General features: G+C 62.2%; 19 protein-coding genes. 9 read left to right on the top strand and 10 right to left on the bottom strand.

Annotation, left to right across the window (positions count from 1 at the left end; all coding sequences use genetic code 11):
* Nucleotides 1–80: 80 nt before the first annotated feature.
* Both AAGW05_RS03355 and glyA read right to left on the bottom strand, forming a co-directional pair.
* Nucleotides 81–965: a bifunctional methylenetetrahydrofolate dehydrogenase/methenyltetrahydrofolate cyclohydrolase gene (locus tag AAGW05_RS03355; RefSeq protein ID WP_411803052.1), complete on the bottom strand. Its 885-nt coding sequence runs from the start codon at nucleotides 963–965 to the stop codon at nucleotides 81–83.
* Entirely contained in the window at nucleotides 959–2,245 is a 1,287-nt protein-coding gene (gene glyA / locus AAGW05_RS03350) for a serine hydroxymethyltransferase (RefSeq protein ID WP_411803051.1), read from the bottom strand. The genes AAGW05_RS03355 and glyA overlap by 7 nt, the downstream gene beginning before the upstream one ends.
* A gap of 306 nt (nucleotides 2,246–2,551) precedes the next feature.
* Here glyA and purU point away from each other — a divergent pair, with 306 nt between their 5' ends.
* Together purU and AAGW05_RS03340 are read left to right on the top strand one after the other, a co-directional pair.
* Nucleotides 2,552–3,436, top strand: a complete 885-nt coding sequence (purU, locus tag AAGW05_RS03345) for a formyltetrahydrofolate deformylase (protein ID WP_411803050.1) — start codon at nucleotides 2,552–2,554, stop codon at nucleotides 3,434–3,436.
* A 46-nt stretch (nucleotides 3,437–3,482) separates the two neighbouring features.
* Entirely contained in the window at nucleotides 3,483–4,511 is a 1,029-nt protein-coding gene (locus AAGW05_RS03340) for an aldo/keto reductase (RefSeq protein WP_411803049.1), read from the top strand.
* A 31-nt stretch (nucleotides 4,512–4,542) separates the two neighbouring features.
* On the opposite strand, the gene AAGW05_RS03335 is transcribed toward AAGW05_RS03340, so the two are convergent.
* Nucleotides 4,543–5,976, bottom strand: coding sequence for an amino acid permease (locus AAGW05_RS03335; protein WP_411803193.1), 1,434 nt, complete (start codon nucleotides 5,974–5,976; stop codon nucleotides 4,543–4,545).
* A gap of 403 nt (nucleotides 5,977–6,379) precedes the next feature.
* Here AAGW05_RS03335 and AAGW05_RS03330 point away from each other — a divergent pair, with 403 nt between their 5' ends.
* From AAGW05_RS03330 to AAGW05_RS03305, 6 genes are all read left to right on the top strand, one after another.
* Entirely contained in the window at nucleotides 6,380–6,898 is a 519-nt protein-coding gene (locus tag AAGW05_RS03330; protein ID WP_411803048.1) for a gamma carbonic anhydrase family protein, read from the top strand.
* 235 nt (nucleotides 6,899–7,133) lie between these two features.
* Nucleotides 7,134–8,327, top strand: a complete 1,194-nt coding sequence (locus AAGW05_RS03325) for an ROK family protein (RefSeq protein ID WP_411803047.1) — start codon at nucleotides 7,134–7,136, stop codon at nucleotides 8,325–8,327.
* Nucleotides 8,328–8,489: 162 nt separating this feature from the next.
* Nucleotides 8,490–9,779 (top strand): ABC transporter substrate-binding protein, encoded by a 1,290-nt coding sequence (locus tag AAGW05_RS03320; protein ID WP_411803046.1) that lies wholly within the window; start codon nucleotides 8,490–8,492, stop codon nucleotides 9,777–9,779.
* A 95-nt stretch (nucleotides 9,780–9,874) separates the two neighbouring features.
* Nucleotides 9,875–10,780 (top strand): carbohydrate ABC transporter permease, encoded by a 906-nt coding sequence (locus AAGW05_RS03315; protein WP_411803045.1) that lies wholly within the window; start codon nucleotides 9,875–9,877, stop codon nucleotides 10,778–10,780.
* On the top strand, nucleotides 10,780–11,673 hold the full coding sequence (locus AAGW05_RS03310; protein WP_411803044.1) for a carbohydrate ABC transporter permease: 894 nt from the start codon (nucleotides 10,780–10,782) through the stop codon (nucleotides 11,671–11,673). Before AAGW05_RS03315 ends, AAGW05_RS03310 begins: the two co-directional genes overlap by 1 nt.
* Nucleotides 11,674–11,795: 122 nt before the next feature.
* Nucleotides 11,796–12,902, top strand: a complete 1,107-nt coding sequence (locus AAGW05_RS03305; RefSeq protein WP_411803043.1) for a Gfo/Idh/MocA family protein — start codon at nucleotides 11,796–11,798, stop codon at nucleotides 12,900–12,902.
* A gap of 13 nt (nucleotides 12,903–12,915) precedes the next feature.
* On the opposite strand, the gene AAGW05_RS03300 is transcribed toward AAGW05_RS03305, so the two are convergent.
* The 6 genes from AAGW05_RS03300 to AAGW05_RS03275 all read right to left on the bottom strand — a co-directional run bounded on the left by AAGW05_RS03300 (nucleotide 12,916) and on the right by AAGW05_RS03275 (nucleotide 20,587).
* Nucleotides 12,916–13,620, bottom strand: coding sequence for an ABC transporter ATP-binding protein (locus tag AAGW05_RS03300; RefSeq protein WP_411803192.1), 705 nt, complete (start codon nucleotides 13,618–13,620; stop codon nucleotides 12,916–12,918).
* Nucleotides 13,613–14,470 (bottom strand): ABC transporter ATP-binding protein, encoded by an 858-nt coding sequence (locus tag AAGW05_RS03295; protein ID WP_411803191.1) that lies wholly within the window; start codon nucleotides 14,468–14,470, stop codon nucleotides 13,613–13,615. The genes AAGW05_RS03300 and AAGW05_RS03295 overlap by 8 nt, the downstream gene beginning before the upstream one ends.
* A 59-nt stretch (nucleotides 14,471–14,529) precedes the next feature.
* A complete protein-coding gene (locus tag AAGW05_RS03290) occupies nucleotides 14,530–15,582 on the bottom strand; it encodes a branched-chain amino acid ABC transporter permease (RefSeq protein WP_411803190.1) in 1,053 nt (350 codons plus the stop codon).
* Nucleotides 15,583–15,731: 149 nt separating this feature from the next.
* Nucleotides 15,732–16,739, bottom strand: coding sequence for a branched-chain amino acid ABC transporter permease (locus AAGW05_RS03285; protein ID WP_411803042.1), 1,008 nt, complete (start codon nucleotides 16,737–16,739; stop codon nucleotides 15,732–15,734).
* A 136-nt stretch (nucleotides 16,740–16,875) separates the two neighbouring features.
* The gene (locus tag AAGW05_RS03280; protein WP_411803041.1) at nucleotides 16,876–18,105 is read right to left on the bottom strand and encodes a branched-chain amino acid ABC transporter substrate-binding protein; all 1,230 of its coding nucleotides are present in this window, start codon (nucleotides 18,103–18,105) and stop codon (nucleotides 16,876–16,878) included.
* A gap of 262 nt (nucleotides 18,106–18,367) precedes the next feature.
* On the bottom strand, nucleotides 18,368–20,587 hold the full coding sequence (locus AAGW05_RS03275) for an NADP-dependent isocitrate dehydrogenase (protein ID WP_411803040.1): 2,220 nt from the start codon (nucleotides 20,585–20,587) through the stop codon (nucleotides 18,368–18,370).
* A 193-nt stretch (nucleotides 20,588–20,780) separates the two neighbouring features.
* Here AAGW05_RS03275 and AAGW05_RS03270 point away from each other — a divergent pair, with 193 nt between their 5' ends.
* Nucleotides 20,781–21,284 carry a ferritin gene (locus tag AAGW05_RS03270; protein ID WP_411803039.1) on the top strand — a complete coding sequence of 168 codons (504 nt, stop codon included), beginning with the start codon at nucleotides 20,781–20,783 and terminating at the stop codon, nucleotides 21,282–21,284.
* Between the two features lie 220 nt (nucleotides 21,285–21,504).
* On the opposite strand, the gene purH is transcribed toward AAGW05_RS03270, so the two are convergent.
* Nucleotides 21,505–23,178 (bottom strand): bifunctional phosphoribosylaminoimidazolecarboxamide formyltransferase/IMP cyclohydrolase, encoded by a 1,674-nt coding sequence (gene purH / locus AAGW05_RS03265; RefSeq protein WP_411803038.1) that lies wholly within the window; start codon nucleotides 23,176–23,178, stop codon nucleotides 21,505–21,507.

Here is a 23,178-nt window from a genome sequence, read left to right as displayed (position 1 = left end):
CCCCACGAAAAGGCGGACGACGGCGGAACTAAAGTTCCGCCGTCGTCCGCCTTTGCCCATGAATCACTGAGCGGGAAACGCTAGGCGCGCTCTGCGGCCTCAACCACGTTGGCCAACAGCATGGCGCGGGTCATGGGGCCAACGCCGCCCGGGTTCGGGGAGATCCAGCTGGCAACCGACGCTGCTGCGGGCTCCACGTCACCGGTGACAACTGCCTTGCCGTTGCCGTCGTCCACGCGGCTGACTCCGACGTCGAGCACGATGGCGCCGGGCTTCAGGTCAGCGGCCTTGATCATGTGCGGCACACCTGCGGCGGCAACCACCACGTCGGCGTCGCGCAGTTCAGCGGCGAGGTCGCGAGTTCCGGTGTGGGCCAGAACCACTGTGGCGTTGACGTCGCGGCGTGTCAGCAGCAAGCCCATGGGCCGGCCGATGGTTACGCCGCGGCCAACCACAACCACACGCTTGCCGTTCAGTGAGATTCCGTGGCGTTCCAGCAAGACAATGCAGCCCTTGGGCGTGCACGGAAGCGGGGATGTCATGGGACGGTTCACGTTGGCGACCAGGCGCCCCAGGTTCATGGGGTGCAGGCCGTCAGCATCCTTGGCCGGGTCGATGGCTTCAAGCACCACGTCCTGGTCAATGTGCTGAGGCAAGGGCAGCTGCACGATGTAGCCGGTGCAGGAGGGATCCTCGTTGAGCCGGCGGACGGCGGCCAGGACCTCGTCTTGGGTGGCCGTCTCGGGAAGGTCGATGCGGATGGACTTGATGCCAACTTCGGCACAGTCCTTGTGCTTGCCCCCCACGTACCACTGCGAGCCCGGATCCGAGCCAACCAAAATGGTACCCAGGCCCGGGGTGACGCCACGGGCAGCGAGTGCTGCAACACGCTCTGTCAACTCGGCTTTGATGGCTGCGGCGGTAGCCTTGCCGTCAAGGATTTGAGCAGTCATGCGATTTACCATTCTTCCTGACCGGGGTACAGCGGGAAGTTGGCGGTCAGCGCCTTGACGCGGGCGCTGAGCGCGTCAACGTCTGCGCCACCCTTCAGTGCCGCGGCGATGATCTCGGCAACTTCGGTGAACTCCGGGGCGCCGAAGCCACGCGTGGCCAGTGCCGGGGTGCCGATGCGCAGTCCGGAGGTGACCATCGGGGGGCGGGGGTCGAACGGAACGGCGTTGCGGTTCACGGTGATGCCGATGCTGTGCAGGAGGTCCTCGGCCTGCTGGCCGTCCAGGACGGAGTTGCGCAGGTCAACCAGGACCAGGTGGACATCGGTGCCGCCGGTCAGCACGGACACGCCGGCCTCGGCAACGTCGGGCGCGTTCAAACGCTCGGCAATGATCTTTGCGCCTTCAAGTACGCGAGCCTGGCGTTCCTTGAACTCTTCGCCGGCTGCAACCTTGAAGGCAACTGCCTTGGCTGCGACGACGTGCATGAGCGGGCCGCCCTGCTGTCCCGGGAACACTGCGGAGTTCAGCTTCTTGGCCCATTCCGCCTTGGCCAGGATGACACCTGAACGGGGACCGGAGAGGGTCTTGTGAACAGTGGAGGTGACGACGTCGGAGTACGGCACCGGGCTCGGGTGCAGGCCTGCCGCAACCAGGCCGGCGAAGTGCGCCATGTCGGTCCAGAGCAGGGCGCCAACCTCGTCGGCGATGGCGCGGAATGCGGCGAAGTCGAGCTGGCGCGGGTAAGCGGACCAGCCGGCGATGATGACCTGCGGCTTTTCCTTGATGGCCTGCAAACGCAGTTTGTCCATGTCGATGCGGAAGGTGTCGGGCTCAACTTCGTAGGCGGCAACCTCGTACAGTTTGCCCGAGAAGTTCAGCTTCATGCCGTGGGTCAGGTGGCCGCCGTGGGCCAGGGAGAGGCCCATGATCTTGTCGCCCGGCTTGATCATGGCGGCGAGTGCTGCGGCGTTGGCCTGCGCACCTGAGTGCGGCTGGACGTTTGCGTATTCGGCGCCGAACAGGTCCTTCACCCGCGCGATGGCCAAGTTCTCGGCCACGTCGACAGCTTCACAGCCGCCGTAGTAGCGGCGGCCCGGGTAGCCTTCGGCGTACTTGTTAGTCAGGACGGAGCCCTGGGCTTCAAGGACTGCGCGGGGGGCAAAGTTTTCGGAGGCAATCATTTCCAGCGTGTCGCGCTGGCGGGCAAGCTCGTCCTTCAGGACAGCGGCGATTTCCGGGTCCAGCTCGGAGAGGGGGGCATTGGTCACTGACTGGGTGGGGCTAAAAGACACTACAGACTCCTGAGTAGGCAGCACGAAAAAACTCTTCAAGGAAAGGTTATCGCTAATGCGCCGGTGGCCGTATTTGGGCTTCATACTGACAAGTAACTTTTACCCAGGGCGCCTTCGTGCCCGGAAAAGTGTGCAGGAAAAATCCTCACGGCCAACGGCATGCATTGGCTTTACGTGACCTCTCGTCCCAGGCGTACGATCGTGAGGTCTGCGCTCGTGCTGCTCCCCGGTGGTGTCCCACCTCATCGCCAGTCGCAACCCCTTGATTGTAGTACAGGGAGGGAATTGGACGGTAACGTTGACCGGGTGACTGACTTGAACTCCCCCGCCGAGACCAACCCCGCCGCCACGCACGGATACGTATTGACGCTGTCCTGCGCCGACCAGCCGGGCATTGTCCACGCCGTCTCCGGCTCGCTGCTCGACGCGGGCTGCAACATCACCGACTCCCAGCAGTACGGGAACCCCGACACCGGCACCTTTTTCATGCGCGTTGCCGTGGAAACCACGACGGCGTTCAGCCGCCTCCGCGAGCACCTCGAGTCGGTCGCGGACACCTTTGCCCTGAAGTGGACCCTGCACCGCGCCGGCGCTCCTGTCCGCACCCTGATCCTGGCGTCCAAGGCAGCCCACTGCCTGAACGATCTGTTGTTCCTGCAGCGCTCGGGAACCCTGCCGGTGGAGATTCCCGCGATCGTTTCCAACCACTTGGACCTGAAGCCACTGGCCGATTTTTACGGGATCCCGTTCTATTACATCCCCGTCACCCCCGAGACGAAAGCCGAGGCCGAAGGGCAGCTGCTGGAGCTGGTGGCCGAGCTCGGCGTCGAACTTGTTGTTCTTGCGCGCTACATGCAGGTGCTCTCCGACAACCTCTGCAACCACCTGGCCGGGCGGGCCATCAACATCCACCACTCGTTCCTGCCGTCCTTCAAGGGCGCCAAACCCTACCACCAGGCCCATGCCCGCGGTGTGAAGATCATCGGGGCGACAGCCCACTACGTCACGGCCGTACTTGATGAAGGCCCCATCATTGAGCAGGAAGTCATCCGTGTGGATCACGGCCACTCGGTGGAGCAGTTCGTTTCCATGGGCCGCGCGGTAGAGGCCCGGACCCTGGCGCAGGCAGTGCAGTGGCACGCAGAACACCGTGTCCTGCTCGATGGCCACAGAACGGTTGTGTTCGGCTAGTCCCCGCCTGTTCCAACTGGCCCGCAGTTGTGGCTAGGCTTGTGCCATGCAAATACATGCCTTGGGGAAAACAAACCGTTCGGTGTCCGGCGTGGGGCTGGGCACGTGGCAGCTCGGCGCAGACTGGGGCGATGTCAGCGAAGCCGACGCCCTGGCCGTGCTGGGAGCTTCCGCCGACTCCGGCGTAACTTTCTTCGACACTGCCGACGTCTACGGCGACGGACGCAGCGAGCAGGCCATTGGCAGGTTCCTGCGGGAGCGCGGCGCCGCAGACACCATCACCGTGGCCACCAAAATGGGCCGCCGCATGGATCAGGTCCCGGAAAACTACGTACTGGAGAACTTCCGGGCCTGGACCGACAGGTCGCGCAAAAACTTGGGCGTGGACACCCTCGACCTGGTGCAGCTGCACTGCCCGCCCACGGCCGTTGTCACATCCAACGAGGTTTACGACGCCCTTGACACCCTTGTTGCCGACGGCGCAATCGCCCATTACGGCCTCAGTGTTGAAACGTGCGGGCAGGCCCTGGCGGCCATCGCACGGCCCAACGTTGCCACAATCCAGATCATCCTGAACGCCTTCCGCCTCAAGCCGCTGGACGAGGTCCTGCCGGCGGCGCGCGAGGCCGGCGTTGGCATCATTGCCCGCGTCCCGCTGGCCAGCGGCCTGCTGTCCGGGAAATACACCTCCGGCACCACCTTCGCCGAGAACGACCACCGAAACTACAACCGCGACGGAAGCCACTTTGATGTTGGCGAGACCTTCTCAGGGGTTGACTACGCCGTCGGGCTCGAGGCCGCAGGCCGGTTCTCGGCACTTGCCGCCGCCCTGGAAGGCACGACGGCGGCACAGGCCTCGGCCGGCACCGCGGGCATCACCCCGGCCCAGGCTGCCATCGCCTGGGTGTCACAGCTCGACGGTGTTTCCACGGTGATTCCCGGTGCACGTTCCACGGCGCAGGCACTCTCCAATGCCGCAGCCGGTTCCCTGCCGGACCTGGGCCATGACTTTACGGCGGGCGTGCAGGACATCTACAACTCCCTGCTGCGCGCGGACATCCATCCGCGCTGGTAAAAGACGCGCCGGTACGTGGGGGCGGCGGTGGCTAAGGCGTGTTGGGGAGCCCTGCCGGCTCGGACTCGAGGCCGTGGACGGAAAGCATCTCGTAATCAGCCTGCGAGAGCGCAGCCACCCGGGAGTGGCGGCGGCCGTAGCCGAAGTAGGCCACCATCCCGACGAGCATCCAGGCGAGGAACACGAGCCAGGTCCTGCCCCCTAAGTTGATCATCAGGTAGAGGCACATGAAGGCGCCAAGGATTGGTGTGATCGGGTAGAACAGGACCATGTAGCTGCGCTTGAGTTCGGGCCGGTTGCGGCGCAGGTAAATCACCGCGACGTTGACAAGGGCGAAGGCGAACAAGGTGCCGATGCTGGTGGCATCGGCCAGGGCGCCCAGCGGCACAACGCCTGCGGTCAGCGCCACCGCGATCCCGACAATCAACGTGCCGGCCACGGGAGTGCCGCGCTTTTCTGAAATGCGGCCAAAGATCTTCGGCACAAGCCCGTCGCGGGACATGGACAGCAGGATGCGGGTTTGACCGTACATGACTGTCAGCACAACGCTGGTAATGGCCAGGACCGCGCCCACGGAAAAGACCAGCGCCATCCATGGCTGGTTCGTGATTTCAAGCAAGATCTTGACCAGGGACGCCTGGGTTCCGTCAAACCAGGTCCACTGGCGGGCCCCGACGGCGGCAACGGCCACAAGCACGTAGATGCTCGTGACAATGGCCATCGAGATCAGGATGGCCCGGGGCAGGTCGCGCTGCGGATTCTTGGCCTCCTCACCGGCTGTGGAGGCGGCGTCGAACCCGATGTAGGAGAAGAACACGCGCGACGCCGCGGCGGAAACGCCTGCGGCACCCATCGGCATGAGCGGGGTGAAGTTTCCGGCGTTGAAGGCCGTGAAGGCAACGACACAGAAGAACAGCAGGACGACGATCTTGACCATGACGATGGCAGTGTTGACCCAGGCGCTTTCCTTGGCACCGCGGACCAGCAGCACCATGGACAACAGCACGATCACCATGGCGGGCAGGTTCAGCAGGCCGCCCTCGCCTGGCGGCTGCGATATGAAGGCGGGCAGGGCCCAGCCAAATCCGGCCACCGACTCGTTGACGTACTGTCCGGCGCCGACGGCGACGGCGGCCACGGAGACGGCGTATTCAAGCACCAGGCACCAGCCGCAGATCCAGGCCATGCCCTCCCCCAGCGTGGCGTAGGTGTAGGAATAGCTGGATCCGGAGACCGGGACCATGCCCGCCATTTCAGCGTAGGACATGGCTGAGAGCAGTGCCGCGATACCGGCGATGATGAAGGATATGAAGATGGCGGGTCCGGCCAAGGGCACGGAGTCGCCGAGGATGACAAAGATGCCGGTGCCCAGTGTGGCGCCGACGCTGATCATCGTCAGTTGCAGGACACCAAAGCTGCGGACCAGTTTCCGGCCGTCCGTTCCGCTGCCGGCCTCATGGACCATCTGCCCGAACGGCTTGCGGCGGGCCAGCTGACGGCCCAGCCCGACGGCGGGCCCGGTGCCGGGCAAACCACTGCCGGACACATTCTTGGCTTTCCTCTGACCCGGCTGATCAGCAGGTGACATCCTAAGATTTCCATTCTGTGTGGAGCCCGGGGAGCGGACTGGGTTGCGCGGTCCTGGGCTTTCCTTATCCGTGCGGCATGCCTTCCGGCACCGCCGGCATGGTCATCCGCTGGGGGGAGGCAGGCGCCTACCGGTACCCGGCCGGCGTCGAACTTGTCCGCAGTCAAGGAGAATCAATCATATCGTGCCTGCCCAACTCATTTTGGGTAGCATCGAGGTGAAGCGCAGTGCATTTAATCACCCGCTGCACCGTCCGCCCCCTCCTGGAATTGGAACCGTTATGAATCACTTGATCGCCTTTGACGGAAATGCCCCCTCGGTCCATGAAACCGCCTTCGTGGCCCACAATGCCACGCTCATCGGCCGGGCCGTGCTGGGAGCGGACTCGAGCGCCTTTTATGGAGTCGTCATGCGTGGGGACAGCAATTCAATCACCGTGGGCGCTGGCAGCAACCTGCAGGACAATGTGGTGCTGCACGCAGACCCCGGCTTCCCCACCTCTTTGGGCAACGGCGTCAGTGTGGGGCACGGCGCCATCGTGCACGGCTGCACTGTTGAGGACGACTGCCTCGTTGGCATGGGTGCCACCATCTTGAATGGGGCAGTCATTGGCAAAGGCTCCCTCGTGGCCGCAGGAGCGGTGGTCCTGGAGGGGACGATCGTTCCGCCCGGTTCACTGGTGGCGGGGGTTCCGGCCAAGGTCCGCCGGGAACTCAGCACCGAGGAACGCGAGCATGTTCGCGAAAACGCAAGGACGTACGTGGCCCTTGCCCGCAAGCACAAGCAGCTCCAGCCCTGACAGCGCCGCGGGCCTTCACCTCGTCCCTGCTGATAACATTTACGATTAAATTCAAACAAATTCAATAATTACGGAACATTCAATCAACGGCACATGCCCCTCAATGGCCTCCGAAGCTATCCGGCCGCCGTGGTGAATCCATTTTTTGAATTTTATGTTAAAGCGAAATCATCCCAATGGCCATCATGCGTTAGTTTCTTGACTACAAGCCTATATGTGATGCACGCTACTACCTATGAGTGACAACCCATCCCATCTTGCTGAGCACGTCCCAAGGCCCGGCTCTCAGTCAGCATTGCGCCAGCGCAACGAACAATTGATTGTCGCCGCGCTGCGCGAACAAGGCCCCTTGCCCCAGGCGGAACTTGCCCGGACCACCGGGCTTTCCACGGCCACAATCTCCAACATCGTCAAGGTCATGTGCGCCGATGGACTGGCCACCACCAGCCCCACCACCAGTTCAGGGCGGCGGGCCCTGGCGGTGTCACTGCTGGAAACACCGGATATCGCACTGGGCATCGACTTCGGCCGCAGCCACGTGCGCCTCGTGCTGGCGAGCCCGAACCTGCGGGTAGTTGCCGAAAAATATGCCCAGCTTCCGCTTGGCCACCTGGCTGCCGAAAGCATTGCCGCGGCAGCAGTCATGCTTGATGAGCTTCTGTCGGAGTCCGGAATTTCGCGCAGCAATGTCATTGGCGCCGGCGTCGGGGTTCCGGGGCCAATTGACCACCGCACGGGGACTGTCGTCCGGGGTGCGATCCTGCCTGAATGGGTGGGTGTGAATCTCGTTTCCGAGCTCGAGCAGGCCCTGGGCCTGCCGGTCTGCGCTGACAACGACGCCAATCTTGGCGCACTTGCCCAGGTCACGTGGGGTGAACACCGCGCCGCCCGGGACTTGATGTTCCTGAAGATCGGCAGTGGAATCGGCGCCGGGCTGATTCTTGGCGGCTCCCCCTACTACGGGCACTCGGGGATTACCGGCGAGATTGGCCACTCAACCATCTTTGACCAGGGTCTCGTGTGCCGTTGCGGCAACCGGGGCTGCCTCGAAACGGTCGCATCAACAGCCGTGATGATCGAACTGCTCAGCAGGGGCGAGCTCGTGCCACTGACCGTCCCCGACATCATTGTGCGGGCCACGTCCGGCGACGTGGCGGCGCTGCGCGTCATCGACGACGCCGGCATGGCCGTCGGTCGGGCGGTGGCCAATGTGGTCAACATGATCAACCCCGAAATTATCGTGGTCGGCGGACCACTGGCGGCACTGGGCGAAACGCTGCTGAACCCCATCCGGCGCGGACTTGTCAGGCATGCCGTGCCGGCAATTGGCGAGGCAACCACCGTCACTATGTCCTCACTTGGCGACAGGGCGGAGGTCCTGGGAGCCATCTCCCTGGCATTGACCCACAGCCGCCACGGACAGCACTAACCCGTATCACCTCACCGAGAAGTTCCCAACAGTTACGAATGTTATCAATCCGTTGCGTTAAATAGTTGACTGCAATTAGTGATACAGGTAACTTTTGGTGAAGGGTATTTCATATACCTTCAAATTTCATCACTTTCACACAATTATTCACGGAGGAATCATATGCGACGTCGTCTATCGTTGCTTGCCGGAGTTGCAGCGCTGGGTCTGACCCTGGCAGCCTGTGGCGGCGCCGACACTGCCCCCACCGACAGCTCCAACGCCAAGGATGCAACCGGAAAGGTCGGCGTCTTCACCTGGTGGGCCGATGGCTCCGAGAAGGCCGGCCTGGATGCCCTGGTCAGTGTCTTCAGCAAGGAATTCCCGAAGGTCACCTTTGACAACCTGGCTGTTGCCGGTGGTGCAGGCTCACAGGCCAAGAGCGTCCTGGCCGCACAGCTCAAGGCCGGCAACCCGCCGGATTCCTTCCAGGCCCACGCAGGTGCCGAACTCCAGGACTACATCGACGCTGGCCAGCTCGAGGACCTCAGTGGCTTCTACAAGGACAACAACCTGACCTCGCAGTTCCCCAAGGACCTGATCGACCGTCTGACCGTTGACGGCAAGATCTACTCCGTGCCTTCGAACATCCACCGTGCAAACGTGGTTTGGGCCAATGTTGAGGTCCTGAAGAAGGCCGGCGTTGACGCCACCAAGCCTGCCACCGACCTCGCCGGCTGGTTCGCCGACATGGACAAGGTCAAGGCTTCGGGCAAGATCCCCTTGGCGGTTGCCGGTTCCTGGACACAGGTCCAGCTGTTTGAAAACATCCTGCTCTCCAGCCTTGGCACCGAGGGCTACAACGGCCTCTGGGACGGCAAGACTGACTGGAAGAGCGCCGACGTCACCACAGCCATCAAGGCTTACGAGAAGGCTCTCAGCTACACCAACACCGACCGCGACTCCCTCAGCGACTGGGCTCCGGCAACGCAGCTGGTCCAGGACGGCGCAGCAGCCTACAACGTCATGGGAGACTGGGCCGAGGCCAAGTTCGCTCAGGACGGCAACAAGCCCGGCGTTGACTACGTATACTTCCCGACACCGGGTACCGCAGGAACGTTTGACTTCCTCGCCGACTCCTTCACCCTGCCCAAGGGTGCCCCGAACCCGGCCGGCGCCAAGGCTTGGCTGACCACCATCGGCTCGGCCGCTGGCCAGACCGCCTTCAACAAGGTCAAGGGCTCCATCCCGGCCAACACCACCGCCAAGACCGATGACTTCTCTGAATACCAGAAGAGCGCCATCAAGGACTTCAGCCAGGACAAGATCGTTTCCTCCCTCGCCCACGGTGCAGCAGTGCCCGTTGCCTGGTTGAACGATTTGAGCACGGCTGTCAGCAAGTTCGGCGGCGACAAGAACGTCGCCGGTCTGCAGACCTCCGCAGCAGACCTCGCGAAGAAGTTCGCAAAGTAATAACTGCACCCAGGTTGGGGGCGGCCGCGGCAAGCATGTTGCGCCGCCCCCAACCCATGCAGTCCCGATTTTCTTCGGAACGAATTAGGCAAACAATGTTAAAGCGCGCAAAAACATGGGGCCCCAGCGTACTGCTGCTGGCTCCCACAATCATCCTGGTGGGCGTCTTCGTCTACTGGCTGATCATTGAAAACTTCCGAGTCAGCCTCACCAACCAGCACACGGCGAAACCCAGCAACAAGTACGTTGGTTTCGAGAACTACACAAACCTGTTGGCCGACGCCAACTTCCAGCACTCGCTGTGGAACCTGCTGATCCTCACCGTCGTCTTCCTCGGCGGCACGTTGATTTTCGGCTTCCTATGGGCCTGGATTCTGGAACAGCCGGTCAAGGGCGAAGGCTTCTTCCGCTCCGTGTACCTGTTCCCCATGTCTGTCTCCTTCATCGCTTCAGGTGTTGTCTGGCGCTGGCTGCTCTCGAGCCTGCAGACCTCCCAGCCCGGTGGTGAACGCACCACCGGCCTGAACCGTCTGCTTGACAGCGTTGGCGTGGGTGCACTGCAAAACGACTGGTGGTCCAACCCCAACTGGGGCATCGCCGCCATTGCCGTACCTGCCATCTGGCAGCTGTCCGGTTACGTCATGGCCTTGTTCCTTGCCGGCTTCCGAGGCATTCCCGACGAGCTGCGCGAAGCGGCCCGCATCGATGGTTGCACCGAGTGGAAGCTTTACCGCCATGTCATCTTCCCCCAGCTGAGCCCGGTCATGCTTTCCGCCGTCATCATCATCGGCCACATGTCCTTGAAGCTCTTTGACCTCATCCGTGCCATTGTTCCGGACGCCAACACCTACGACGTACAGGTTCCCGCCACCTTGATGTGGGTCAAGTACATCGGCAGCGACTACGCCGATGCCGCCGCGATCGGAACCATTCTCCTGGTTCTGGTGGCCCTGGTTGTCATCCCCTACCTCTGGTACACCTCACGGATGGAGAAGCGCTAATGGCGACCGCCACACTGGACAACAAGAAACGCGCGCGTTCCGCGCAGGACATGAAATCTGATGCCAAGCGGAACACCAAGCGCCGTATCAACCGCACGTTGAAGTACGCGCTGCTGATCTTCTTCGTCATCATCATTTTGCTTCCGGCCTACGTTTTGTTCATCACCAGCTTCAAGGGTACGGCCGACGCCGACCCCTCGCGGGCCTGGTACCTCCCCCAAGTCTGGGAAACCGGCGGTTGGTTGAAGGCTTGGAACACGCTGGCCCCCTCACTGGGCCGAACTGTCTTGCTGGTGGTGCCCTCCGCCCTGATCTCGGCCTTCCTGGGCTCCATCAACGGCTACGTGCTCGCCAAGTGGAAGTTCCCCGGCGCGAACATCGTCTTCACCTTGATCCTGTTCGGCATGTTCATCCCGTACCAGGCAGTCATGATCCCGCTGACGCAGCTTGTCAGCGATCTGGGCGTGCCGCAGGGCATTCCGTCCCTGTTGCTGCTGCACATTGTTTACGGCCTGCCGATCTGTACGCTGATCTTCCGCAACTACTATGCGTCAATCCCCGATGAGCTCATCGAGGCTGCACGCATGGATGGTGCAGGCATCCTGCGCACCTACGGCTCGGTCATCCTGCCCGTCTCCATGCCCGGCTTCGTCGTTGTGCTGATCTGGCAGTTCACCTCCGCCTGGAACGACTACCTGTTTGCCGCGTTCTTCTCCTCAGGCCGCAACGGCCCGGTGACGATCGCGTTGTCCTTCCTCGCCGGTGGCCAGCTCACCGACTACGCCGCCTCCATGGCCGGCGCACTCATCGCCTCAGTCCCCACCCTCATTGTCTACATGCTGTTGGGCAAGTACTTTGTTGGCGGCCTGATGAGCGGTTCCGTCAAGGGCTGAACCCCTTCCCACGGTTCGCCAGACACTCAAGGCCCCGTCCGGCGTCGTAAGTTAATTACGACGCCGCACGGGGCCTTCGTCATGTTCGTTCGCCATCCGGGGGTTGCTGGCAGAATTGAGCCATGACCATCCCACGTTTTGTCGGCACGCCCGACTGGTACACCTCCTTCAACCCGGAAACCCTCGCAGCCACCGGCACAGCTTTGCGGTGGGGTGTTGTTGCCACAGGAAGCATCGCCAACACTGTCACGGCAGATCTGGCCCTGCTCGAGGACGCCGTATTGCAGGCAGTCAGCTCCCGTGGCCAGAAGAGCGCCGCGGAGTTCGCCGCTAAATTCGGCTTTTCCGCGCACTATTACGACGGCGGCGCCTCCGGCACCAGTGGCCCCGGCTACCTCCAGCTGGTTGCGGACCCGGACATTGACGTGGTCTACGTGGCCACACCGCACGCCCAGCACTACGACATCGTCAAGGCCGCTCTGGAGGCCGGCAAGCATGTCTTGTGCGAGAAGGCCCTGACCATCACAGCCGCCGAGACGCGGGCCCTGATCGCACTGGCCCGGGCCAAGAAGTTGTTCCTCATGGAGGCAGTCTGGGCACGCTTCGTCCCTGGCTTCCAGCGTGCGCTGGAGATCATTGAGTCCGGCGAAATTGGTCAGGTCAAGTGGGTCCGTGCCGATCTGGGCTTCCCAGCACCTGTGGATGATTCCGCCCGGATCTGGGCGCCCGCGGACGGCGGTGGTGCGCTCCTGGACATCAGTGTCTATCCGCTGCTGTGGGCTTGGTCCACCCTCGGCAAACCGGACGCTGTGGCGGCCACCGCCGAACTGACGGCGTTGGGCGTTGATGGGCAAAACACGCTCACGCTCAGTTATGGCAACGGCGCCCAGGCCCAGCTCATCAGCTACCTGTCCTCACACGGCCCGCGCGTGGCCACGGTGTCAGGCACCGAAGGCTTCATTGAGACCATTGGCTCCGTCAACAACCCCAAGGGCCTGCGGATCAGCGTCGGTTGGAACTCCGAGCGCACGGAAATGTTTGAGCACCCCGGCAGCGGCTACACCTACCAGCTGCGCGAAGTCACCCGCTGCATCCAGGCCGGCCTGACCGAAAGTGCCACCATGCCGTTGGCTGACTCGCTGGCCATCATGGAACTGTTCGACGACGCCCGCCGCCAGATCGGCGTGCACTACGCCAACGATTCCCGCACCGACCTGCAGCCCGCGTAGGCAACTACGGGAGCTAGCCACCCAGATAGGCTTCCTTAATGGCGGGGTTGGCCAGCAGTTCCTTGCCGGTGCCGCTGTGCGTGATCTCCCCCGTCTCCAGAACAAACGCCCTGTGCGCCCTGGCCAGGGCCTGGTTGGCGTTTTGTTCCACCAGCAGCACCGTGGTGCCCTGGCTGTTGATCTCGGTGATGATCTTGAAGATCTGCCGGATGAACTGTGGCGCCAGACCCATGGACGGCTCATCCAGGAGCAGCAGCTTGGGCCGGGACATCAGGGCGCGGCCAATGGCGAGCATTTGCTGCTCGCCGCCGCTCATGGTGCCGCCATACTGCTTTTCGCGTTCCTTCAGTCGCGGGAACAAGGTAAAGACACGCTCCAGGTCCTCACTGACACCGGTCCTGTCCTTGCGCCCAAACGTTCCCATGTCCAGGTTCTCCAAAACCGTCATGGCGGGGAAGATGCCGCGCCCTTCCGGTGCCTGGGAGATTCCCTGAACCACCCGGATGTGGGCCTTCATCTTGGTGATGTCCTCCCCCATGAATGTGATGGACCCGTGGGAGGGGTTGAGAAGTCCGGAAATGGTGCGCATGGTGGTGGTCTTGCCGGCACCATTGGCACCGATGAGGGAGACAATCTCGCCTTCATCCACCGTGAAGGACATATTGTGGATGGCCTGGATCCGGCCGTAGTGGACGGAAACGTCCTTCAGCTCAAGCAAAGTCATCTTCAGGCTCCCCTAGGTAGGCGGAAACGACCTTCGGGTCTTCCCTAATCACAGATGGCACGTCGTCGGCGATCTTCTTGCCGAATTCCAGGACCACTATTCGGTCTGTCACGCCCATGACCAGTTTCATGTCGTGCTCAATCAACAGCACCGTATAGCCGTCGTTGCGGATCGTCCGGATGAGTGCCATGAGGTCTTCCTTCTCGGCCGGGTTGAACCCGGCCGCCGGTTCATCAAGGCACAGCAGCTTGGGATCCGTGGCCAGCGCCCGCGCAATCTCCAGGCGCCGCTGGCTGCCATAGGACAAGTTCCGGGCCAGCGAACCGGCATGTTCGGCAATGCCGACAAACTCCAGCAACGCCATGCCGCGCTCAATGGCAGTCTTCTCCTCATCCCTGTGCCGGGGAAGGCGCAGCAGGGCACCTACAACGGAGGTTTTGTGCCGGGCGTCAAGACCCACGGCAACGTTCTCCAACGCCGTCATCTCGCCAAAAAGGCGGATGTTCTGGAACGTCCTGGCCAGGCCGGCCCTGGTGATCTTATGCTGTTTCATGCCGTTGAGCGCGCGGCCCTCGAGCAGGACCTGTCCGCTGGTTGGTTTGTACACGCCCGTCATGGCATTGAAGCACGTTGTTTTCCCAGCACCATTGGGACCAATGAGGCCCAAGATCTCGCCACGCTTGATGGTAAAGCTGACATTGTCCAAGGCAACCAGGCCGCCAAATTTGACAGTCAGGTTTTTCACCTCCACCAAATCGTCCCCCACCGCAACGTCGATCTCACGCTCCGGCGCGGCGGCCTCGGCCACCGCTTCTGGAACCACCAGGGGATCTATGACTTCAATGGGAGATTCGCCGCTGGCATTTTCGGAAACCGGAACGCCTTCACTGTGTGCACCCACGGCTAGAACTCCTTTTCAGTGGCAACGGCCGACTTCTTCGGCAGGCCATTGCGCACGCGCGCATAGGCTTCCTGCCCGTAGGCCAGCAGCCTGTTGCGGGCAGGGATCAAGCCCTTGGAGCGGTAGATCATGATCAGCATCAGGGCCAGCCCGAAGATCAGGTACTTGTACTCGGCAATGGCCGTGAACCGCAGCGGAATGTAGGCCACCAGGGCCCCGCCAAACACGGCACCCACCTTGTTGCCGACGCCACCTAGAACCACGGCGGCGACGAACAGGATGGAGGTGACGACGTCGAACTTTTGATTGTTTACGAAGCCCACTTGGCCGGCGAACAGGGCACCGGACATGCCACCCACACCGGCGCCAAGGGCGAACGCCCACACCTTGTACTTGAAGGTGGGAACACCCATGGTTTCGGCGGCGTCCTCGTCCTCACGGATGGCGATCCAGGAACGGCCCACACGGCTCCGCTCCAGGTTGCTGGCCAGCAGCAGGACAATGATCAAGATGGTCAGTGTCAGCCAGTACCACGGCGTTCCATTCGAATTGGCAAAAACGGGTATGCCATCCGCGTCCATGCCGGGCGGGCGGCCAACATTCTGGAAGCCCACCTGGCCCTTCATGGCCGGGATGAGCGTGGCCAGGATGCGGATGATTTCACCAAAGCCCAGTGTCACGATGGCCAGGTAGTCACCGCGCAGGCGCAGGGTGGGGATGCCCAGGATCACGCCGATGCACATGGCCACCACAATGGCCAGCGGAATGGTCCAAAGGTACGGGATTTTGATGAAGGGCGAATCCGGGCTGGTCAGCATGGCTGCCGTGTAGGATCCGACCGCGAAGAAGGCTATGTATCCCAAATCCAGCAAGCCCGCGTAGCCGATCACGATGTTCAGGCCCACCGCGACCAGCGCGTAAACGGCCATGGAGAACAAGGCCAAGGGGAAGTCGTTGCCGGGCTCGGTGGAGAGGATGGGCGGGTTCAAAATGGGCAACAGGTACGCCACCGCCACAACGATAAGCAGGTACAGCCACTGCTTCTGGCGGGGCATGGCCTGCCACTTTTCACTCCACCGACCAAACCTGCTGGTCTTGTGGGGTGCGTCTGCGCTGATGCTGGGATTCTTCTGCGCTGCCTGGCGGTTGGCCGCTGACTGGGCGGCTTTGGCCCCGGGCAGGGGTGTTGGTCCATCTGTGGTGCTCATGCCTTGCTCCTTCCCAAGGAGGTGCCTAGGATGCCTTCAGGGCGGATCAACAGGACCAGGACGAGAACCACAAAGGCCACAACGTCTGTCCACTGCGAGCTGCCGAGGAGGATCTGGCCGTAGTTGCCAATCAGGCCCAGCAGCAAGCCACCGAGGAGGGCGCCACGGACGTTGCCAATGCCGCCAAGGACTGCTGCGGCGAAGGCTTTGATGCCGAGAATGAATCCGCCGTTGTACTGCACACCAGAGGGGATCTTCATGACGTAAAACAGTGCTGCGGCACCGGCCAGGACGCCTCCAATGATGAAGGTGGTGACAATGATCTTTTCCTTGTTCACACCCATCAAGGTAGCCGTGTCCGGGTCCTGGGCCACGGCACGGATGCCTCGGCCAGTGCGGGAGCGCCGGATGAACTGGTCAACCAAAACCATCATGATGACGGCAGCCACCACAATGACTAGCTGCTGTGAGTCAATGATGGTTCCGAACACCTCAAAGATGGGTGTGGGGATGAACATTGTCAGGGCCGGCTCCGGCAGCGGACCGCGCCATAAAAAGATCAGGTACTGGATCACAAAGGATGCGCCAATGGCCGTGATCAAGTAGACCAGCCGGGGTGCGTTGCGTTTGCGCAACGGCCTGTAGGCAAGACGTTCGACCAGGAATGCCGTGGCTGCCGATGCCACAATGGCTGCAAGAAGCGCCAGGAGAAGGTTCAGAACAATCGCACCAGCACCAAGGTTTGGCGCGGAAGGGCCGAAACCCAGAAAGCTGAGGGTGAAGAAGACTCCGTAGCAACCCATGATGAACACTTCGGAGTGGGCGAAGTTGATCAGGTTCAGGACGCCGTAGACGAGGGTGTAGCCGAGGGCGACGAGTGCGTAGATGGAACCAAACGTGAGGCCGTCAAAGGTGGCGCTCCAGAAATTTTGTATCAGCGTTGGAACATCGAAGTTGATCCAATCGCTTTCAGCCGGGACGGCCGAAAGAAGCGTAGCAAGCATAGGTACTTCCTGATCCAGTCGGGGGCGGCACAGCATCGTCCGGGCCTGACTCATTGAACGGGTGTGAGGACCTAACCAAATGGATGTTGTGGAGCGCCTTGACAGCGCACTCCACAACATCCTTTGGCCGTGATGACTATCCGATCGGCCCGATCGGTACGATCTTCCCGTTCATCACACGGTAGCCGTAGACGGCCGGGGCCTGGAGCTCACCGGTGGAATTCCACTTGTAATGCTTGCTCAGTCCGGATGCGTCGTAGTTCTTGACCCAGTCAAGGAGCTTCGGGCGGTCCTGGTTGCCCTTGTCGATTCCTGACAGCAGCACCGTTGCGGCGTCGTAACCCTCAATGGAGTATGTGCCGGGCTGTGCATTGGTCAGCGCAGTGTAGGCCTTGGCGAAGGTCGGGATCAGTTCACCCGGGATGCAGGGGCAGGTGAAGAAGGCGTTGGCGGATGCATCGCCTGCCTGCTTGATGAACTGGTCATCCTTAACACCGTCGGGGCCGACAAATGCGCCCTTGAATCCCTTGGCCATCAGCTGCTGGTCGAAGGGTGCACCCTCGGCAAAGTAGCCCGAGTAGAACACGGCGTCGGCACCGGCGTTTATGATCTTTGAGATCGTCGCGGAAAAGTCCTTCTGTCCGGTGGTGACCTTGTCCGAGCCGATCAATGCAGTGCCCAAGGCCTTCGTGGTCGTGCCACCGAGGCCGATTCCGTAGTCGGAGTCATCCTGGACCAGGTAGACCTTCTTGGCACCCAATTTCTCTGTCATGAACTTGGCTGCCGCCGGTCCCTGCACGGCGTCATTGCCCAAGCCCCGGAAGAAGGTGCTCCAGCCGTTTGTGGTCAATCCCGGGTTGGTTGCGGCGGGGGTGATGTGGACGAGCTTGACCTGCTCGAAGATGTTTCCTGTTGCCTTGGATTCGCCTGAGAACGGCAGGCCTATGACGCCGATGATGTCTGATTCCTTCGTGGCCTGCGTGACAGGGCCGGTGGCCTTGGTTGGGTCACCCTCGGTATCAAACTTCTTGAATGCCACCTGGCAACCGGCATTGGCCTTGTTGTGCTCATTGATGGCGAGTTGGATGCCGTTGAAGATGTTGATGCCGAGTTGTGCATTGGCGCCGGTCTCTGCACCAATGTAGGCCAGGGTGGTCGTTGAAGGGCAAACAGCCTTCCCGTCGCCGGCGGGGAGCACGGCATCCTTGGGGGTTTGAATGGAAGTTAGAACCGGGATGTCTAGGTTCAGGCCGCTTCCACTTCCGGTGGTGGAACCTGGTGCCGCGGCTTGGTTGGCGCAGGACGTCATCAAAAGCGCCACGGTAGCGGCCACCCCAAGCGTTGTCATTACTTTCTTGCGAATCATTTAGTTCACCTTTCGAAGTAGGCAACAAGGCCCACGGGACATCATTGTCCCGTGCAGCCGTCTGCTTCACGAAGCTGACACTACCCCGTAGCATGTGGCGCAGGACACACCCAGCACGTAAAGATCTGGTAACAGAAGTTAGTGGTGCCAAATCACTCGGCGGTGAGGTCTGGGGACGAGAAAAGCCCGTCCCCTGTAGGAGACGGGCTTTTCTTGTGCCTGGAAAATCGCGTCAGCGATTTTGCGGGCCGGGGGCCGGGGACTATGACAGGGTCGCGATGACCTTGTTCAGCAGTGCGGACGGGCGCATGATGGCTGCGACCTTGGCCGCGTCGGGACGGTAGTAGCCGCCCAGGTCAACCGGTGAACCCTGTACGACGGCCAGTTCGTTGATGATAGCTTCTTCGTTGTTGGTCAGGTCCTCGGCGATGGCGGAGAAGGCAGCCGCCAGTTCGGCGTCAACGGTCTGTGCAGTGAGTTCCTGGGCCCAGAACTTGGCCAGGTGGAAGTGGCTGCCGCGGTTGTCGAGTTCGCCAACCTTGCGCTTCGGGGACTTGTCCTGCAGCAGGAACGTGCCGGTTGCCCGGTCCAGGGTGTCGGCCAGGATCTGTGCGCGGGCGTTGCCCTCGGTCACCGCGAGGTGCTCGAAGCTGACAGCCAGGGCCAGGAACTCGCCCAGTGAATCCCAGCGAAGGTGGTTTTCCTTGATGAGCTGCTGGACGTGCTTCGGGGCGGAGCCACCGGCTCCGGTCTCGAACAAGCCACCGCCGGCGATCAGCGGCACGATGGAGAGCATCTTGGCGCTGGTGCCCAGTTCCAGGATCGGGAACAAATCGGTCAGGTAGTCACGCAGGACGTTGCCCGTGACGGAGATGGTGTCTTCGCCGCGACGGATGCGCTCCAGTGTGAAGGCGGTTGCCTTCTCCGGGGACATGATCTGGATGTCCAGGCCGTCGGTATCGTGGTCCTTCAAGTAGTCGTTGACCTTGACGATCAAGTTGGCGTCGTGTGCGCGGGTCTCATCCAACCAGAAGATGGCGGGAGTCGCTGAGGCGCGGGCACGGGTGACTGCGAGCTTGACCCAGTCGCGGACGGGGATGTCCTTGACCTGGCAGGCGCGCCAGATGTCGCCGGGGGCGACGTCGTGCTGGATCAGGACCTCGCCTGCGGAGTTGACGATCTGCACGGTGCCGTTTTCGGCTAGTTCGAAGGTCTTGTCGTGGCTGCCGTATTCCTCGGCGGCCTGTGCCATGAGGCCGACGTTGGGGACGGTGCCCATGGTGGTCGGATCGAAGGCGCCGTGTGCACGGCAGTCCTCGATGGTCACCTGGTAGACACCTGCGTAGCTGCTGTCAGGCAGGACGGCAAGGGTGTCATGCTCCTGGCCGTCGGCGCCCCACATGTGGCCCGAGGTGCGGATCATGGCGGGCATGGAGGCGTCAACGATGACGTCGGAGGGGACGTGAAGGTTGGTGATGCCCTTGTCGGAATCAACCATGGCCAGGGCCGGGCCGTCTTCGTAGCCCTTCTTGATGGCGGCTTCGATGCCGGCGCGAACGTCGGCAGGCAGTGCGTCAAGGCCGTTGATGATGGAGGCCAGGCCGTTGGCCGGGCTCAGGCCGACGGAATCCAGCGCGGGGCCAAATTCGGCGAACAGTTCGGGGAAGTAGGCCTTCACGACGTGACCGAAGATGATGGGGTCCGAAACCTTCATCATGGTGGCCTTGAGGTGGGCCGAGAGCAGGATGCCCTCTTCCTTGGCGCGGGCAACCTGAGCGGCGAGGAACTCGTCAAGCGCAGCAGCACGCATGACGGTGCCGTCAACAACTTCGTTGGCCAGAACCGGGAAAGCGTCCTTCAGGACAGTGACGGTGCCGTCGGCTGCGACGAACTGGATCTTGATCTTGTCATCGGCCTCGATGACAACTGACTTCTCGTTGTGGCGGAAGTCGCCACTGTCCATGGTGGCGACATTGGTCTTGGAGTCAGCGGACCAGGCGCCCATGCTGTGCGGGTTGGCCTTGGCGTAGTTCTTGACGGACAAGGGTGCGCGGCGGTCGGAGTTACCTTCGCGCAGGACCGGGTTCACGGCACTGCCCTTGATCTTGTCGTAGCGGGCGCGAACGTCCTTTTCTTCGTCAGTGGAGGGGTCATCGGGGTAGGACGGAAGGGCGAAGCCCTGGCCCTGAAGCTCGGCAATGGCTGCCTTCAGCTGCGGGATGGAGGCGCTGATGTTCGGCAGCTTGATGATGTTGGCATCCGGGCTCTTTGCCAGGGCGCCCAGTTCTGCCAGAGCATCCGCGACGCGCTGATCTTCGGTGAGGAAGTCCCCGAACACGGAGATGATGCGTCCGGAAAGGGAGATGTCGCGGGTTTCCACGTCAACGCCTGCCGTGGAGGCGAAGGCCTCAACAATCGGAAGGAGTGAGTACGTGGCCAGCATGGGGGCTTCGTCTGTCAGTGTGTAAATGATTTTGGCCATGGGTAAGCGCTCTCCTACGAAAATTCAATGGATTACTGAGAATCTGGTGAGATTTCTTTCCCTACCTAACTTACCCGAGACCCCACGTTTGCCCGCTATCGGATCGTGGAAATGTGGCAGGACATGTGCGCACCGCACCAGGTGAGCCTGAACTATTGTGCACTGAAAGCCGGCAGGGACTACGTTGAAAGGCATGGAACTCAAAGGAAAACTCTCAGACGCCTTCAACAACCAAATCACGTTGGAGATTCAGGCCTCAGTGGTCTACCGCCAGCTGGCCATTGAAATGGAGGTCTTTGACCTGCCAGGAATCTCCAGCTGGTTCTTGGCCCAGTCGGCGGAGGAGTTGGTGCACGCACAAAAGTTCACCGACCACATGACCGACCGCAATGCCGCCCCGAAGATTGGCACCATCACGGCCCCCAATGTCACCATCACGACGGTGCTCGAGGCCTTTGAGGCGTCCCTGGCGCACGAGCAGAAGGTGTCCGAGGCCATCCGCAACCTGTACCGTCTGGCCCAGCAGGACGGTGACATCGATTCCATCCCCCTGCTGAACTGGTTCGTTGAGGAACAACTCGAGGAAGAGGCCAGTGTTGGTGAAATCATCGGCCGTGTGCGCCTGATTGGTGCTGACGGCAACGGTCTGCTGCGCCTCGACGCCGAACTCGGCGCCCGCAAAGAAGGCGGCGAATAGCAGGTACTTCCCCTGCGCCAGTTGATCTTAAAGTACGACGGCGGCCGGCCTCCTTCCGCAAAAAGGTGGCCGGCCGCCGTCGAACTTTGGCAGGATGCTAGCGCCGCCGGAGTTGAACCACGATGCCCACAAGCAGCGCAAGGAAGGCCAGCAGGCCAGCAGGCCAGCACCGATGATCAGTGTGGCCAAAATGCCAGGCTCAAGCAGCCACTGACAGAGGTTAGTGGAAGAAATGGCGCGCCCCGGTGAAGTACATCGTGATGCCTGCAGCGTTGGCCGCGGCGATGACTTCCTCGTCGCGGACTGAGCCGCCGGGCTGGACGACGGCGCGGACACCGGCGTCGAGCAGGATCTGCAGGCCGTCGGCGAACGGGAAGAACGCATCGGAGGAAGCCACGGCACCGACAGAGCGCTTGACGGACACGGCGCCTTCGGGGGCCCCTGATGCGCCACCGGCTGCGTCAACGTCGGACTCGACTGCGACGCCCAAGGTGTTGGCGCGTTCCACTGCGAGCTTGCAGGAATCTACTCGGTTGACCTGGCCCATGCCGATGCCCACGGCTGCGCCATTGTTGGCGAGCAGGATGGCGTTGGACTTTGCTGCGCGGACAGCTGTCCAGGCGAAGACCAGGTCCGCGAGGGTTGTGTCGTCGGCCGGGGCACCGGCGGCGAGGGTCCAGTTGGCGGGGTTGTCACCGTCGGCGTCAACGCGGTCGGACATCTGCACGAGCATGCCGCCCGAGACCTGGCGGACCTCCGCCGGGTAGCGGCCGTAGCCCTCGGGCAGGGCCAGCAGGCGGATGTTCTTCTTCTTGGAGAGGATCTCCACGGCTTCGGGCTCGAAGTCGGGGGCGATGACAACTTCGGTGAAGATGCCTGCCACGGTGCGGGCCATGGCCGCCGTGACCGTGCGGTTTGCGGCAATGACGCCACCGAAAGCGGAGAGCGGGTCGCAGGCGTGGGCCTTGGCGTGGGCGTCGGCGATGGGGTCCACGGCGTCCGGGGAGGCCACGGCGACACCGCACGGGTTGGCGTGCTTGACGACGGCAACGGCAGGATCGGCGAAGTCGAACGCTGCGCGGAGGGCGGCGTCGGCGTCAACGAAGTTGTTGTAGCTCATGGCCTTGCCGTGGAGCTGGTCGGCCTGGGCGATGCCGGCCGGTGCTGCCTTGTCGACGTACAGGGCTGCCTGCTGGTGCGGGTTTTCGCCGTAGCGCAGAACCTCTGAACGCTCCAGGGAATATCCGGCGTAGGCAGGCCAGTCGATGAGGCCGTCGCCGTCGTCGTCAAGGAACTGGGCCGAGGTCCAGGCGGCAACGGCGTTGTCGTAGGCTGCGGTGTGGGAGAAGGCTGCGGCGGCGAGGCGCTGGCGGGCCAGGAGCGTGAAGCCGCCCGACTGGGCTGCTGCGATGACGTCGCCGTAACGTTCGGGGTCCACAACCACTGCCACCGATGGGTGGTTCTTGGCTGCTGCGCGGACCATGGAGGGGCCGCCAATGTCGATCTGCTCAACGACTGCGTCCTGGCCGGCACCTGAGTTCACGGTGTCAACGAACGGGTACAGGTTGACCACGACGAGGTCGAAGGGCTCAACGTTCATCTCTTCGAGCTGGCGCACGTGGTCGGGCAGGCGGCGGTCAGCCAGAATACCTGCGTGGACCAGAGGGTGAAGTGTCTTGACACGGCCGTCGAGTGCTTCGGGGAACCCTGTCACTTCGGAAACCTCGGTCACCGGCACACCTGCTGCGGCGATCTTTGATGCGGTGGAACCGGTGGAAACAATGGCAACTCCGGCGGCGTGCAGGCCGATCGCCAACTCCTCCAGACCGGTTTTGTCGTAGACCGAGATCAAGGCCCGGCGGATGGGAACACGGTTAAGAGGAACGCTGGTCAC

The sequence above is a fragment of the Arthrobacter sp. LAPM80 genome, from assembly GCF_046736435.1.
GTDB lineage: Bacteria > Actinomycetota > Actinomycetes > Actinomycetales > Micrococcaceae > Specibacter.
The sequence above is the reverse complement of the archived record's forward strand: the minus strand, read 5'-3'. Positions and strand labels throughout refer to the sequence as shown.

Coding starts and splice junctions, on each gene's coding strand:
- AAGW05_RS03280 (WP_411803041.1), bottom strand. CDS start 18,105: ATGATTCGCAAGAAAGTAATGACAACGCTTGGGGTGGCCGCTACCGTG.
- AAGW05_RS03275 (WP_411803040.1), bottom strand. CDS start 20,587: ATGGCCAAAATCATTTACACACTGACAGACGAAGCCCCCATGCTGGCC.
- AAGW05_RS03285 (WP_411803042.1), bottom strand. CDS start 16,739: ATGCTTGCTACGCTTCTTTCGGCCGTCCCGGCTGAAAGCGATTGGATC.
- AAGW05_RS03330 (WP_411803048.1), top strand. CDS start 6,380: ATGAATCACTTGATCGCCTTTGACGGAAATGCCCCCTCGGTCCATGAA.
- AAGW05_RS03310 (WP_411803044.1), top strand. CDS start 10,780: ATGGCGACCGCCACACTGGACAACAAGAAACGCGCGCGTTCCGCGCAG.
- AAGW05_RS03325 (WP_411803047.1), top strand. CDS start 7,134: ATGAGTGACAACCCATCCCATCTTGCTGAGCACGTCCCAAGGCCCGGC.
- AAGW05_RS03290 (WP_411803190.1), bottom strand. CDS start 15,582: ATGCCCCGCCAGAAGCAGTGGCTGTACCTGCTTATCGTTGTGGCGGTG.
- AAGW05_RS03320 (WP_411803046.1), top strand. CDS start 8,490: ATGCGACGTCGTCTATCGTTGCTTGCCGGAGTTGCAGCGCTGGGTCTG.
- AAGW05_RS03340 (WP_411803049.1), top strand. CDS start 3,483: ATGCAAATACATGCCTTGGGGAAAACAAACCGTTCGGTGTCCGGCGTG.
- AAGW05_RS03355 (WP_411803052.1), bottom strand. CDS start 965: ATGGTAAATCGCATGACTGCTCAAATCCTTGACGGCAAGGCTACCGCC.
- AAGW05_RS03270 (WP_411803039.1), top strand. CDS start 20,781: ATGGAACTCAAAGGAAAACTCTCAGACGCCTTCAACAACCAAATCACG.
- AAGW05_RS03305 (WP_411803043.1), top strand. CDS start 11,796: ATGACCATCCCACGTTTTGTCGGCACGCCCGACTGGTACACCTCCTTC.
- AAGW05_RS03335 (WP_411803193.1), bottom strand. CDS start 5,976: ATGGTCCATGAGGCCGGCAGCGGAACGGACGGCCGGAAACTGGTCCGC.
- AAGW05_RS03315 (WP_411803045.1), top strand. CDS start 9,875: ATGTTAAAGCGCGCAAAAACATGGGGCCCCAGCGTACTGCTGCTGGCT.